The 14,399-nt window shown below is 41.4% G+C and carries 8 protein-coding genes; 7 read left to right on the top strand and 1 reads right to left on the bottom strand.

What is annotated here, in order from left to right:
• The first annotated feature begins 26 nt into the window (after positions 1-26).
• The 6 genes from H6G83_RS14370 to H6G83_RS14345 all read left to right on the top strand — a co-directional run bounded on the left by H6G83_RS14370 (position 27) and on the right by H6G83_RS14345 (position 10,309).
• Entirely contained in the window at positions 27-1,376 is a 1,350-nt protein-coding gene (locus H6G83_RS14370) for a beta-ketoacyl [acyl carrier protein] synthase domain-containing protein (RefSeq protein ID WP_190473267.1), read from the top strand.
• A 91-nt stretch (positions 1,377-1,467) separates the two neighbouring features.
• Positions 1,468-4,827 carry a PfaB family protein gene (locus H6G83_RS14365; RefSeq protein ID WP_190473264.1) on the top strand — a complete coding sequence of 1,120 codons (3,360 nt, stop codon included), beginning with the start codon at positions 1,468-1,470 and terminating at the stop codon, positions 4,825-4,827.
• 124 nt (positions 4,828-4,951) lie between these two features.
• Positions 4,952-6,610 carry a PfaD family polyunsaturated fatty acid/polyketide biosynthesis protein gene (locus H6G83_RS14360; protein ID WP_190473261.1) on the top strand — a complete coding sequence of 553 codons (1,659 nt, stop codon included), beginning with the start codon at positions 4,952-4,954 and terminating at the stop codon, positions 6,608-6,610.
• 168 nt (positions 6,611-6,778) lie between these two features.
• Complete coding sequence (locus tag H6G83_RS14355; protein ID WP_190473257.1) at positions 6,779-8,299, top strand: thioester reductase domain-containing protein; 1,521 nt, start codon at positions 6,779-6,781, stop codon at positions 8,297-8,299.
• A gap of 250 nt (positions 8,300-8,549) precedes the next feature.
• Complete coding sequence (locus H6G83_RS14350; RefSeq protein ID WP_206758990.1) at positions 8,550-8,702, top strand: hypothetical protein; 153 nt, start codon at positions 8,550-8,552, stop codon at positions 8,700-8,702.
• A 743-nt stretch (positions 8,703-9,445) separates the two neighbouring features.
• A complete protein-coding gene (locus H6G83_RS14345) occupies positions 9,446-10,309 on the top strand; it encodes an SDR family NAD(P)-dependent oxidoreductase (protein WP_190473250.1) in 864 nt (287 codons plus the stop codon).
• 36 nt (positions 10,310-10,345) lie between these two features.
• On the opposite strand, the gene hetI is transcribed toward H6G83_RS14345, so the two are convergent.
• On the bottom strand, positions 10,346-11,053 hold the full coding sequence (gene hetI, locus H6G83_RS14340; protein WP_242044588.1) for a 4'-phosphopantetheinyl transferase HetI: 708 nt from the start codon (positions 11,051-11,053) through the stop codon (positions 10,346-10,348).
• 255 nt (positions 11,054-11,308) lie between these two features.
• Between hetI and H6G83_RS14335 the strand changes: the two genes are divergently transcribed.
• Entirely contained in the window at positions 11,309-14,365 is a 3,057-nt protein-coding gene (locus tag H6G83_RS14335) for a HEAT repeat domain-containing protein (protein WP_190473244.1), read from the top strand.
• Positions 14,366-14,399: the final 34 nt, after the last annotated feature.

The following is a 14,399-nucleotide window of genomic DNA, read 5'->3' as shown; positions in this document are numbered from 1 at the left end:
GTTATACCCTAACGAGGAAATTAGTAGTGGAAAAAATCGCCATCATTGGGTTATCTTGCCTCTTTCCTGATGCTAACAATCCTGAGCAATTTTGGCAAAATATCACCGAACAAAAAGATTCGACATCATCTGTAACTGTCGAAGAATTAGGTGTAGATCCCACAATATTTTACGACCCTGTAAAAGGCAAGCCGGAAAAATTTTACTTCCTCAAAGGTGGGTTTATTCGCAATTTTAAATTTGATGCCGGTGAATACAATCTGCCATCAGAATATGTGGAAAGCTTAGATAACACCTGCAAATGGTCACTATACGCTGCTAAACAAGCAATTGTACATAGTGGTTATTGGGGAAATAAAGAGGTTCTTTCTAAATGTGGAGTAATTTTAGGAACCCTAGCTTTCCCCACAAAGCTTTCTAATCAACTCATTGCACCAATTTATCGTCAAACTATCCAACCGGCTGTTGCAGAACTTTTACAAAATCAAGATTTCCATCTAGCGGCTTTACCCACAGCTACTAAACCAGCTACACACAATGCCATGATATGTGGTTTACCAGCTGCGTTAATAGCTAAGGCTTTTTCTCTATCACGTATTCATATGTGTATAGATGCTGCTTGTTCTTCTGCCTTCTACTCTATTAAGTTAGCATCTCACTACCTCTGGACGCGCAAAGCTGATGTCATGTTAGCTGGTGCTATCAGTTGTTCAGATCCTCTATATTTGCGGATGTTGTTCTCTGGTGTTCAAGGCTATCCAGAAAACGCTATCAGTTCACCTCTAGATAAGGCATCAAGGGGTTTAATTACTTCCGAAGGTATCGGAATGGTAATGTTAAAACGTTACAGTGATGCCGTTAGAGATGGAGATAAAATTTTGGCGACGGTTTGCGGTAATGGGCTTTCTAATGATGGTAAAGGTAAGCATTTACTCAGTCCTAATACAAAAGGGCAAGTTCTAGCTTTTGAACGTGCTTATCAAGAAGCCCAACTCAGCCCCAAAGCTATCGATTATATGGAATGTCACGCTACTGGTACTTTACTGGGAGATACTACTGAACTTGAATCGATAGAAACCTTTTTTGGCAAACATCAAGCAAAACCGTTAGTAGGTTCAGCTAAAGCTAATGTGGGTCATTTATTAGTAGCTGCGGGAATGGTGAGTTTGACAAAAGCAATTTACAGTATGAATCATGGTGAGATTCCGCCGACTATTAACGTAAATGATCCCATAAGTTCGGAAAATCATGTGATTTCTGCCAAAAATATTGTGCGTAGTCGAACAAAATGGCCGCAAAATAATTCAACTAAATACGCGGCGTTAAGTGCTTTTGGTTTTGGTGGTACAAACTCCCATCTGATTTTAGAAAAATAAGTTCGTAGTAAGGGCTTTAGCCCTTAGTAAATGAGGGCTAAAGCCCTCACTACGAACTTATAAAAACTTTAACCTTGAGAATAGTAGAGTGATGTTGGAAACAGAAAATAACAACACAGCTAAAATCGCAATTGTAGGCATGGATGCCTTCTTTGGTGAGTGCAAAAGCTTAGATGCGTTTGAACGTAGTATTTATGAAGGTAAGCAGCATTTCATCTCCCTACCGCCGAAAAGATGGTACGGTATTGATGAGCAAAAAGACTTATTGCAAGAGTATGGTTTAGTAGATAGAAATGCGCCTATAGGTGCTTATATCCAAGAGTTTGATATTGATACTCTTGCCTATAAGATTCCTCCTAACGAAGTTGAAAAACTCAACCCTCAACAATTGCTACTGTTGACTGTGGCCGATCGCGCCCTGAAAGATGCGAAAATTCCCGAAGGTGGTAATGTTGCAGTTATTATCGCCACAGAAACGGAGTTATCTGTACATCAACTACAACAACGCTGGGATTCATCTTGGCAAGTTAAAGATGGTTTAAATGCGGCAGAAATCACTCTAGCGCCAGAACAAGTTTCGCAACTGGAAACCATCGTTAAAGATAGCGTTCACCATGAAGTAGAGATTGGTGAGTATTTAAGCTATATTGCCAACATTATGGCGAGTCGCATTTCTTCGTTGTGGAATTTTACCGGGCCTTCCTTCACCTTAACGGCTGTGGAAAGTTCTGCATTCAAGGCGTTGGAAGTGGCACAAATGCTACTTATGACTAACGAAGTGGATGCGGTGGTTGTTGGTGCAGTCGATTTGGCTGGTGGTGTTGAAAACGTATTATTACGTAGTCAAGAGGCTAAGATTAATACTGGCATTAATACCTTAAGCTACGACCAAAAAGCCAACGGTTGGACACCAGGAGAAGGTGCGGGTGTAGTTGTGCTGAAGCGTCATGATGTGGCGATAGAAAATGGCGATCGCATCTATGCCGTAATTGATGCTATCAGTATCGGTCAAACCTACACAACCTTAGATGGGGCAAGCATTAACCAAGCCTGTCAGCAAGCTTTTCAAATGGCGGGTGTACAGCCAGACCAAGTTAATTATGTAGAAGTTTGCGCTAGTGGGATTCCTCAAGAAGATGAAGCCGAAATTGCTGGTTTAGTGCAAGCATACCCATCAGTAGGTTACGGTTTGCACTGTGCTATTGGCAGTGTCAAAGCAAACATTGGTCACACCTTCGTGGCTTCAGGAATTGCCAGTTTAATCAAAACAGCCTTGTGTCTGTACTACAGATACATCCCCGCCACCCCTAACTGGTCTGGTGTCAAGACACCCCAAGCTTTTGAAGGTAGTCCTTTCTATGTGGCGACAGAATCTCGACCTTGGTTCCTGAGTAAGAATGCTCCCCGACGCATCGCCGCAATTAATGGACTGGGTTGTGATGGTAGTTATGCACATATCATTCTCTCAGAAGAAACTAATCAACAAGAGCGTCCAAATAGGTATTTGGAACAGATGCCTTTTTATCTGTTCCCTGTTGCTGGTAATGACAAAACAAGTTTGTTAGAAGCATTAAATCAGCTACAAAAAAGTATTGGAGAAAGTGCTTGTTTATCCAATAGTGCTAGCCAAACCTTCAATAGTTTTCAACAACAAACTCAAGCTAATTACGCCATATCAATTACCGGACGTAACAAGAAAGAACTCCTCAGAGAAATTGAATCTGCACGCAAAGGAATTAATGTAGCTTTTGACAAAGGTACAGATTGGCAAACACCTGTAGGTAGTTATTTCACAGCCAACCCATTGGGTAAAAAGGGTGAAGTTGCTTACGTTTATCCGGCTGCGGTGAACTCCTATATAGGTATTGGTCGCCATCTTTTCCGCCTCTTTCCCAAACTTCATGACAACCCCTTCGTGAAGAGTATTTACAAACGTGCTGCGGATGTAGAGAGGCTAGTATTTCCTAGAAGTTTAAGTAAATTAACTACCAGACAGCTAGAACAGCTAGAGAAGAAATTACTCAATGATTCTTTAGCCATGTTTGAAGCAGAAATGTTTTGCACCAGACTGCTAACAACCATCATTCGGGATGATTTTCAAGTTCGTCCTAAATATGTGTTTGGGTATAGCTTGGGTGAAACTAGTATGATGGTTGCTCAAGGAGTATGGAGTAACTTTTATGAAGGGAGTAATTCCTTCAACTCCTCGGCTTTGTTTGGCGATAGGTTATCCGGGCCGAAAAATGCTGTGCGTGAGTATTGGGGTTTACCAAAAGCTGCGTCAGCTTCGGGTGATAATTTATGGGCTAATTATGTGCTGATGGCTAGTCCTGTCCAGGTGCGGGATGCTGTGAGAAATGAAACCCGTGTTTATCTGACACAAATTAATACACCAGAAGAAGTATTGATAGCAGGTGAACCGGCGGCTTGTCAAAGGGTGATAAAAACCATTGGGTGTAATGCTTTCCCGGCTCCTTTCGACCATGTGATTCATTGTCAAACCATGCGATCGGAGTTTGATGAGTTGGTCAAATTAAATACTTTACCAACACAAAACATTCCCGATACAATATTCTATTCTGCTGCCGAATATCAAACTATCACATTAGAAAGTGAGATTATCGCCCGTAGTATCGCCACAGGGTTATCTCAAGAATTAGATTTTCCCAAATTAGTTAACCGCATCTACGACGACGGTGCGAAAATATTTGTGGAAGCTGGTGCGGGTAGTGTTTGTTCTCGCTGGATTGATAAAATCTTGGAAGATAAAGAACACATTACCGTATCCCTAAATCGTCGGGGTCTTGATGACCATACTTCATTTGTTAAAGCCTTAGCTAAACTTGTCAGCCATCGAGTGAATGTTAATTTAGCACCACTTTACAGCCCAATTACAGAAACTAGCAAGCTAAATAAAGCTATGCTGCGGACTATAACTTTAGGTGGTGACTCAATTACTGGCAAAATCTTGAGTGAAGAAAACCGTAAACTGTTTCAAGAAATCGCTGATAAATTTAAAAAGGAACGGGCTGCAAAACGTCAGCATAATATTCCTCTAGCCAGTGATTTTTTAAGTATAAATTCACTCAAATTACCACAGCCAACTAATACTGAAACTGTACCTCAAGGAGAATTTTCTGCGGAAAATATCATTGAACACGTTTTCCAGCCAGAAGAACAATTAAAATCGTCTGAGTTAATTGCAACTGCACCAGCTACACCAGAAGATTTTCTCCCATCAACCACCACCGACAGCGAATTTGCAACCATCATCCATATGTTGGAGTTAAATACGGCTCAGTATCAAAAGCTGAATGCAAATCATGAGCGAATTACGCAAAATCACACAGCTTTCTTAAAAGCCAGACAAGATTTTAGTAAGCAGATGAGTGAAATCATTCAATTACAAATGGCTTGCGCCGAAGATTTATTGAATGAGGAAGTGAAGTAGTTAATTTTCTTTAGGGTGGTAATGGGTAATGGGTAATAGGTAATAGTTTGTTTCCCATTACCAATTACCGATTACCGATTACCAAAAGTTAGTAATTCATTGCTAATCGTGCGAGGGAACGACTGTGACGACTGTGGAAGCGCTGATAAATAAATATGATAATGGTCTGAGTTTTTCTGCCCATAACTCATATCAAAATTTAGTTTGGAAGGGTTCTTTAGACTGCATAGCTTTTGAACCCACAGCTATAAAAAACAAATTACTCACCCTAGATAAACCTTGTTACATTGTTAAGGTTGCTGATAACATCGGTGTCACAAATGACGGTTATTTGTCTCCGGCGGAAATTGGCGCAATAGGACAGGTAGAACTTTTAACATCTTTAGCACCTATCAAAATTCAACAGTTAGGCGACCCTAGTTTTCTCTCATTTTATGGCGTAAAGTCTGCCTATATGACTGGAGCAATGGCTGGCGGTATTGCGTCGGAAGAAATGATCATTGCTTTAGGTAAAGAGAAAATTTTAGGTTCCTTTGGTGCGGGTGGTTTACCTCCAGAACGTTTAGAAGCAGCTATTAGTCGTATTCAGCAAGCTTTACCTCATGGCCCATACGCCTTCAATTTGATTCACAGCCCCAACGAAATGGCGATTGAACGCCGTGCTGTGGATTTGTACCTCAAATATGGGGTGACAACGGTAGAAGCTTCGGCATTTTTAGATTTAACGCCCAACATTGTTTATTATCGGGTGGCGGGTTTAAGTTTAAATGATGCTAATCAAATTCAAATCAAAAATAAGGTCATTGCCAAAATTTCTCGCCGGGAAGTTGCGAGTAAATTTATGCAGCCAGCACCAGCCAGAATTATTAAGGAATTGCTGGAAGAAGGTTTAATTACTGAGTTGCAAGCGAAGTTGGCGGAAAAGGTGCCAATGGCGGATGATATTACTGTGGAAGCTGATTCTGGCGGACATACAGATAATCGTCCTTTGGTTTGTTTGCTACCTTCAATTATTGCTTTGCGGGATGAAATTCAAACTAAATATCATTATCCGCAACCTATGAGAGTTGGTGCGGCTGGGGGAATTGCAACACCGGAATCTGCTTTAGCAGCTTTTATGATGGGTGCTGCTTATGTTGTTACTGGTTCGGTGAATCAAGCTTGTATTGAATCTGGTGCTTGTGAACATACTAAAAAGTTATTAGCACAGGCGGAAATGGCTGATGTCATTATGGCTCCCGCCGCCGATATGTTTGAAATGGGAGTGAAGTTACAAGTTCTCAAACGCGGTACAATGTTCGCGATGCGGGCGCAAAAGTTGTATGAATTATACCGCAGTTATGATTCGATTGAAGCTATTCCCCAAGCAGAAAAAGATAAGTTAGAAAAACAAGTTTTTCGCAAGACAATTGCCGAGGTTTGGGAAGGAACAGCCGCTTATTTATCACAGAAGAATCCTGAGAAGTTGGGTAAGGCTGTGAATAATCCTAAGTTGAAAATGGCGTTAATTTTTCGTTGGTATTTAGGGTTGTCTTCTCGTTGGTCTAGTGCTGGGGAAAAAGGTAGAGAAGTTGATTATCAAATTTGGTGCGGCCCGGCAATGGGGAGTTTTAATGACTGGGTGCGTGGTTCTTATTTAGCAGAACCACAAAATCGGCTTGTGGTTGATGTTGCTCATCACATTATGAATGGTGCGGCGTTTTTATATCGTATTCAAAGTTTAAAAATTCAAGGGCTGCAAATTACTGATTTCTATAGTCAGTATCAGCCTGTTCGGTATTAAGGGGTAATGGGTGAAAACATATTGACCATTACCAAACGATATCGATATTTTTGGCAAGTTGGATTATCTAATATCTTGCACTTTCTCAATTAGCAGATGGTGGGCAATGCCCACCCTACTAAAGCCAATATTACCAAGTTCGTAATTAAATAATTTGGAGTTTTCAAGATGAGTCTAAAAGAAACTTATAGTGCGGCAGATATTCAAGCTTGGATGATATCTAACCTGGCTGAATTGTTGGGGGTAGATGCTGAGGAAATTGACCCTACTATCAATTTGGAAAGTTATGGTTTAGATTCGGCGCAGGCGATGACGCTAGTTAGTAAACTAGAGAAATTGTTGGGTTTTCAACCATCACCTTTGTTGTTGTGGCATTATCCCACGATTGAATCATTGTCTGGGCGATTAGCGGAGGAAGTGGAAGAACAATCAGAGGGGCAAGATACAGAGTCTAATACTTCTAGCTTGGCTAATGATGCGCCTGTTTTGGATTTGCAAGCTGAGGTAGTTCTTGACCCAACAATTCACCCTGGTGGTGCTACTCCTGTTGATTTTCCTGTGACTCAACCTAAGAAAGTTTTAGTTACTGGTGCGACTGGGTTTTTAGGTGCTTTCCTAATTCGAGAATTACTACAGCAAACTCAGGCTGATATTTATTGTTTGGTACGTGCTGCTGATGTTGTAGCGGGTAAAGCTAAATTGCAAAATAATCTGGAAGGTTATGCAATTTGGCAGGATGAATACGCAGCAAGAATTATTCCGGTGATTGGTGATTTGGCTGAACCTTTGTTGGGTTTAAGTGCCACAAATTTCCAAACTTTAGCGGCGGAAATTGACACTATTTATCATAGTGGTGCGTTGCTAAATTATGTTTTCCCTTACTCGGCTTTGAAGGCGGCGAATGTTTTGGGAACTCAGGAAATTTTAAGATTGGCTTGTCAAATTAAAGTTAAGCCTGTGCATTATGTTTCTAGCGTGGCGGTGTTTGAATCACCTGTTTACGCTGGTAAGGTGGTGAAGGAAGATGATAATTTTAGCCATTGGGAAGGTATTTTCCTGGGATATTCTCAAACTAAATGGGTGGCGGAGAAGTTGGTGAAGATTGCGAGCGATCGCGGTTTACCTGTTACCATTCATAGACCCCCCCTAATTGCTGGCGACAGTCAGACAGGTATCGGTAATACCCACGACTTCATTAATCTCATGGTCAAGGGTTGTCTGCAAATGGGATGCTTCCCGGAAGTGGAATATATGCTCGATATGTCTCCTGTAGATTATGTCAGCAAAGCGATCGTTTATCTATCTATGCAGAAGCGATCGCTAGGTAAATCTTTCCACTTACAACACCCCGAACCAGTATCCTTAAGTGTTTTGGTTGACTGGGTACGTTCTTTTGGCTATGAAATCAAAACCCTCCCCTACGAAGAATGGCAAGCAGAGTTAATTAAAAATGCTACTTCTGTAGATAACCCTTTATACACCCTGCGTCCCTTCCTCCTAGAACGCTGGTCTGATGAACAACTCACCATTCCCGATTTATACCTCAAAGCTAGAAGACCCTACATAAGCTGTCAAGACACCCTGAAGGCGCTAGCAGATAGTCCTATTAGCTGTCCACCTATCGACGGTAAATTATTCATGACCTACACAGCCTACTTGATTCAAACCGGCTTTTTAACATTGGCTTAGGAGGGATGAGGGAGATGAGGGAGATGAGGGAGATGAGGGGGATGAGGGAGATGAGGGAGAGTTATAGCGGTTTTCAAGTCAGTAAGGGGCGTTGCTGAATTAGAATATGAAATCGCAAAATGACCGGCCTTTTTCTTTGTAACTTAGCGCCTTTGCGCCTTTGCGTGAGACAAATTCATATCTTGATTCAGCAACGCCCAGTAAGGTACAGAAAAAATGATTGAACGCAGATGAACGCAGATGGACGCAGATGAATCTGTATTCTATCCGATTGCAATCCGCTACAGATGTGGCTTTAGCTTCTTACAGAGTAGAAGACAAGGTAGTTAAAATTGCTTCCCCATCTCCCCCCACTCCCCCCACTCCCTCATCTCTCCCCACTCCCCAGTCCCCAAAATTTTGATTTCATGCGTCCAACCCGGTTTCTATAAGAAACTGGGTTTTTCCTATGACATCAAGTCCGGCTAATTACTGACGATATGGTTGCTAGGGTTGGTAATGGGTAATAGCGAATGGGTAATAGGAAAGATAAGTCTAAGTAGCAATTACCAATTACCAATCACCAATTACCAACCCCCAAGATATGATAAGTGATTAAGCGGACATGATCTGACATGATATTAAATAAGGTTTATCAATAACACTACCCCACCTGAATAAATGCTATAAATGTAGGTGGATTATAAGGTTATTCTCGTTGAACAAACCCTTGAATGAAACCAGTCAACAGTGAAAAGTGAACAGTTACCGGGGCTATAGTAGGGGATTTAAAGCGGCGACGCAACCTATAACAAATTGTGTACTGTTTCCCCCAATTATTAACTGATAACTGATAACTGATAACTGATAACTGAATTAAGCCTGTTCTGCAACAGAAGCGATTAACTCTGTTATGAGTGCATTATGACAATTTTTGGCGGAAGGGTGCAGTCCAAGTGCGTAAGTCTATGAGCAATTGTGTAGTGTAGCTGTCTTTATCGCATTTAGTTGTGAATAGGTGGGTAGTTTGATGATTTGAAGGTGCAAGTGCTGAGTCATAAGAAATTCTTAATTTTGAATTTTGAATTTTGAATTGATTCGTCCCCAGCCTCCAGTATATCAATGCGTAAATCCTGCGGCTCAGAGTTCGGAGACTAGCAGGTTATAATGACAACTCTCACAGGTAAGACAGTACTGTTGACCGGGGCTTCACGCGGTCTTGGTGTCTACATTGCTCTTGCTTTGGCAAAGGAACAGGCGAGGGTAGTTTGTGTATCTCGTTCTGGGGCAGGATTGGCACAAACCTGTAATGCAGTTGAAGCTGCGGGTGGTAGTGCGATCGCAATCCCTTTTGATTTGTGCAACATATCACAATTATCAGGTCTTGCCCAGCAGGCTCAAGATATTGTCGGCCCTATTGATGTCTTGATTAACAATGCTGGTATAGAAATTAACTCAGATTTTGCGAATTACTCTCTAGCGGAAATTCAATCAATCTTCAACACTAATCTATTGGCTGCTATGGAATTAACACGCTTTTTACTACCCAACATGATGGAACGGGGTAGTGGTCGAATTGTTAATATTGCTTCTCTGGCTGGTAAAAAGGGAGTTGCTTTCAACAGCGTTTACTCAGCTAGTAAAGCAGGTTTGATTATGTGGACTGATGCTTTGCGTCAGGAATTAATTGGTACTGGGGTTCAAGCTACGGTGGTTTGTCCCGGCTATGTCTCAGAAACGGGTATGACTGTTGACCCCCTTGTAAGTGCGCCGAAACTGGCGGGTATTTCTGCACCGGAGACTGTTGCTAATGCTATTGTTAACGCTATCAAATACAACAAAGCCGAAGTCATTGTCAATCAAAACCCTATCATGGAAGGTTTGACAAAACTGATGTTGTCTTTCGGGCAAATTGCTCCGACTTCGGTTGATACAATTTATCGTTGGTTGGGTGTGGTGAAGTTCAACCAAAGACGTGCAGAAAATAGAGCCAAGCAAAGCTATGTAGCTGTCGGCTCTAAGCGTCCATGAGACTACAGTTGCTTAGGGAATGAGGCATTGATACAATCAATACTGCCAGAACTTTGGCTGCCAGTCAAAGCCCGCCACGGCAACAGCAGCAACGCAATTATTATCTGGCACTAACTCTAAAAGATTCCAAGCTGGAAATGTCTGTAAACTAGCTGGTTCTGTGGGAGTTAGTGCTATTTCAATTTCTTCTAATTTAGCGATGCCGTCTCCCGTTGCTTTAAGATAAGCTTCTTTACAAGTCCAGTAGCGGAAAAAAATCTTTTGTTTTTGGTCATGGGGGAGCGATCGCAATAATTCATATTCTCCTGGTAAAAAGAACCTTTGGGCAAGAGATTCTAAATCAGATGTGGGGCGGATATATTCTAAATCTATGCCAATTTGCCGGGTGTAGTTAACTGCACACAAACCCAGATTTTGTGAATGTGATAAGTTAAACTGCAAACCACTCTGGTTATCTGCTAAGAATGGTTTCCCACGGGGTTCATAATCGAACTTGACTTGTTGTGGTTCAATCTGCAAATATTCCCCCAATATACTGCGGAGAATACCACGACCAGCGATAAAACGTTGCCGATGTTCGGGAAAATAAAATCTATTAGCACGCGCCAATTCATCACTAGATAAAATTGTAGCTAAATATTGTATCTGTGATTCTGGCTGGTCAAGGGGGATGCGCCAGATATGAACTTCATCTGGAAATAAAGTTAAGTTTGGGGGTTTTGGTAGCCAATTGTGCTGGAACAATTCACAATTAAAATGAAATAAAGTAATTCTTACTATAATATAGTAATCTAAATTGAATCGTAAGAAAACACTTTGATTTGATAGTGGTGATTTCTCGTTTTGTAGCAGAGATTTTGACCCCTCTCCAAACCTCTCCCCCACGGGGGGAGAGGCTTTGAAACACATTATTCCTTTTTCTCTCCTTGTATGAAACCACCCTGCCTGCTACCTAAGTCATCTGTTATGATTTGATTTGAAACTTCCTAACACCTGTGCGTGACAACACTGAACAATCCACAGTTTCAAACCTATCTAAAATCCATCAGTGACAAGTATAAACACTGGCGGAAGCTTTACACGTTCACGGATGCGGAAGGTAACGAACGGGAAAATGAACAGCCAGGGCATTTTGATTTTGGGTTGGTGGTGGAAACATTGCAGCCAAAGCCAGAACAACAAAGGCGGGAACAAGAGAAAACAGAACGTTTACCTGTGTTGAAGGGTATTCGTAAGTATGCTAGTAATCATGTCTTACTTATAGGAAAACCGGGTTCTGGTAAATCGACGGCTTTAGCAAGGTTGCTGTTGGAAGAATCACAAAATGGGGTAAATAACGCAACCATTCCCATACTTGTAGAATTACGTTATTGGCAAGAATCAGTTTTTGAACGTATTCAAGCATTTCTGAAACAACAAGACGCAAACCTAAATATAAATACAGCAACTTTAGATAGTCTACTCACGCAAGGTAAATTTTTACTGCTCATTGATGGTGTAAATGAGCTTCCTTCAGAAGATGCACGGCAGAAAGTTTTAGACTTTCGTAAACAATACCACCAAACACCAATGATTTTTACAACAAGGGATTTGGGTGTGGGTGGTGATTTAGGAATTGAGAAAAAGCTGGAAATGCAACCCCTGAGTGAAATGCAGATGCGCGAGTTTGTCATGGCGTATCTACCACAACAGGGTGAGAAAATGTTGCGGCGTTTAGGGGAAAGATTGCAGGAGTTTGGTAAAACACCCTTGTTGCTGTTGATGTTGTGCGACTTATTTCGGCAGACGGGGAAAATTCCGCCTAACTTGGGGATGGTATTTAGGTCATTTACCCGAAATTATGAAAACTTAGACAATTGGAAGCGGAGTGTACCAGTTACCGCAGAATCTCGCCGTTCGTGGCAGGATTTACTGGAATATTTAGCGTTTAAGATGATGCAGGGAGAACCTGTAACAGAATTTCGGGTGGCAATTCCCAAGCGAGAAGTAGAAGATATTTTTACTGAATATTTAACTGAAGAGAAATTTGATAAACCCCGTGAGAAAGCAAAGTGTTGGTTAGAAGATTTACTCAACCATCATTTAATTCAAGTGGGGAGTGGGGACAATATTGAGTTTCGCCACCAGTTATTACAAGAATATTATGCTGCTGAATACGTACTGAGACAATTACCAAGTATCAGCAAGGATATATTAAAGCGTGATTATTTGAATTTGTTGAAATGGACTGAACCTTTAGCACTAATGTTAGCATTAGTTGAATATAAAAATCAGGCTATGTTAGTGGTGCAGTTAGCGTTGGATGTGGATTTAATGTTAGGTGCGCGGTTAGCGGGCGAGGTGAAACCTGATTTTCAAGAAGCAACTGTAAAATTGATTTTAAATAAAAAATTATCTAAATCTTTAGAAGTTACATTATTAGATATTACTCGTTCAAATTGGGCAGTAGCGGCGCTGATTGATGCTTTGAAGGATGAAGATTCAGATGTTCGTTGGAGTGCTGCATCCGCATTAGGAGAAATCGGCAGTGAAAAGGCGGTGACGGCGCTGATTGATGCTTTGAAGGATAAAAATTCATCTGTTCGTAGAAGTGCTGCATTCGCATTAGAAGAAATCGGCAGTGAAAAGGCAGTGACGGCGCTGATTGATGCTTTGAAGGATGAAGATTCAGATGTTCGTTGGAGTGCTGCATCCGCATTAGGAGAAATCGGCAGTGAAAAGACAGTGACGGCGCTGATTGATGCTTTGAAGGATGAAAATTTATCTGTTCGTTGGGGTGCTGTATTAGCATTAAGACAAATCGGCAGTGAAAAGGCAGTGACGGCGCTGATTGATGCTTTGAATGGTGAAAATTCAGATGTTCGTAAAAATGCCGCAGAGGCATTAGGAGAAATCGGCAGTGAAAAGGCAGTGACGGCGCTGATTGATGCTTTAAATTATGGAGATTCAGATGTTTGCAGGAGTGCTGTATTGGCATTAAGACAAATCGGCAGTGAAAAGGCGGTGACGGCGCTGATTGATGCTTTGAATGGTGAAAATTCAGATGTTCGTAGAAGTGCTGCATCCGCATTAGGAGAAATCGGTAGTGAAAAGGCAGTGACGGCGCTGATTGATGCTTTAAATTATGGAGATTCAGATGTTCGTAGGAGTGCCGCAGAGGCATTAGGAAAAATTGGCAGTGAAAAGGCAGAAGCGGCGCTAATTGATGCTTTGAATGATGGAGATTTAGATATTGGTTGGAGTGCCGTATTGGCATTAGGAAAAATCGGCAACCAAAGGGCAGAAGCGGCGCTGATTGATGCTTTAAATTATGGAGATTCATTTGTTCGTTGGAGTGCCGTAGAGGCATTAGGAGAAATCGGCAGTGAAAAGGCAGTGGCGGCACTGATTGATGCTTTGAATGATGAAGATTCAGATGTTTGTTGGAGTGCCGCAGAGGCATTAGGAGAAATCGGCAGTGAAAAGGCAGTGGCGGCGCTGATTGATGCTTTGAATGGTGAAAATTCAGATGTTTGTTGGAGTGCCGCAGAGGCATTAGGAAAAATCGGCAGTGAAAAGGCAGTGGCGGCGCTAATTGATGCTTTGAATTATGAAGATTTATTTGTTGTCTGGAGTGCCGCAGAGGCATTAGGAGAAATCGGCAGTGAAAAGGCAGTGGCGGCGCTAATTGATGCTTTGAATCATGAAGATTCATCTGTTGGTAGGATTGCCGCATTGGCATTAGGAAAAATCGGCGACGAAAGGGCAGTAGCGGCGCTGATTGATGCTTTAAATTATGAAGATTTATTTGTTCGTCGGAGAGCCGCAGAGGCATTAGGAAGAATTGCAGGCGCAGACCAAATTAATAAAATGTGGAATTTACTTTTGGATGGCACATATCAAACAGAAGATATAATTTTAAAAATTCAACAGAGGTGTAAGTTTTATAACTATGATATTTTCCACTCTCCACAAAGAGAAGAACAAAAAGAAAATGATGTCGATAGTAAATACCATATAAAAGCAGAGGTAGTACAAATCATTGAAAAGAATGATGGTAAAATATACGGTAAATAAAGCAAAACAATCAATTTAAATTTGATAACTTAAT

It is taken from the genome of Anabaena azotica FACHB-119 (assembly GCF_014697625.1).
Classification (GTDB): domain Bacteria; phylum Cyanobacteriota; class Cyanobacteriia; order Cyanobacteriales; family Nostocaceae; genus Trichormus; species Trichormus azoticus_A.
This window is presented reverse-complemented; position numbering and strand designations above follow the sequence as displayed.

Excerpts from the sequence above, each read along its gene's own strand:
- H6G83_RS14365 (WP_190473264.1), top strand. The coding sequence starts at position 1,468 with ATGTTGGAAACAGAAAATAACAACACAGCTAAAATCGCAATTGTAGGC.
- H6G83_RS14355 (WP_190473257.1), top strand. The coding sequence starts at position 6,779 with ATGAGTCTAAAAGAAACTTATAGTGCGGCAGATATTCAAGCTTGGATG.
- H6G83_RS14350 (WP_206758990.1), top strand. The coding sequence starts at position 8,550 with ATGAATCTGTATTCTATCCGATTGCAATCCGCTACAGATGTGGCTTTA.
- H6G83_RS14345 (WP_190473250.1), top strand. The coding sequence starts at position 9,446 with ATGACAACTCTCACAGGTAAGACAGTACTGTTGACCGGGGCTTCACGC.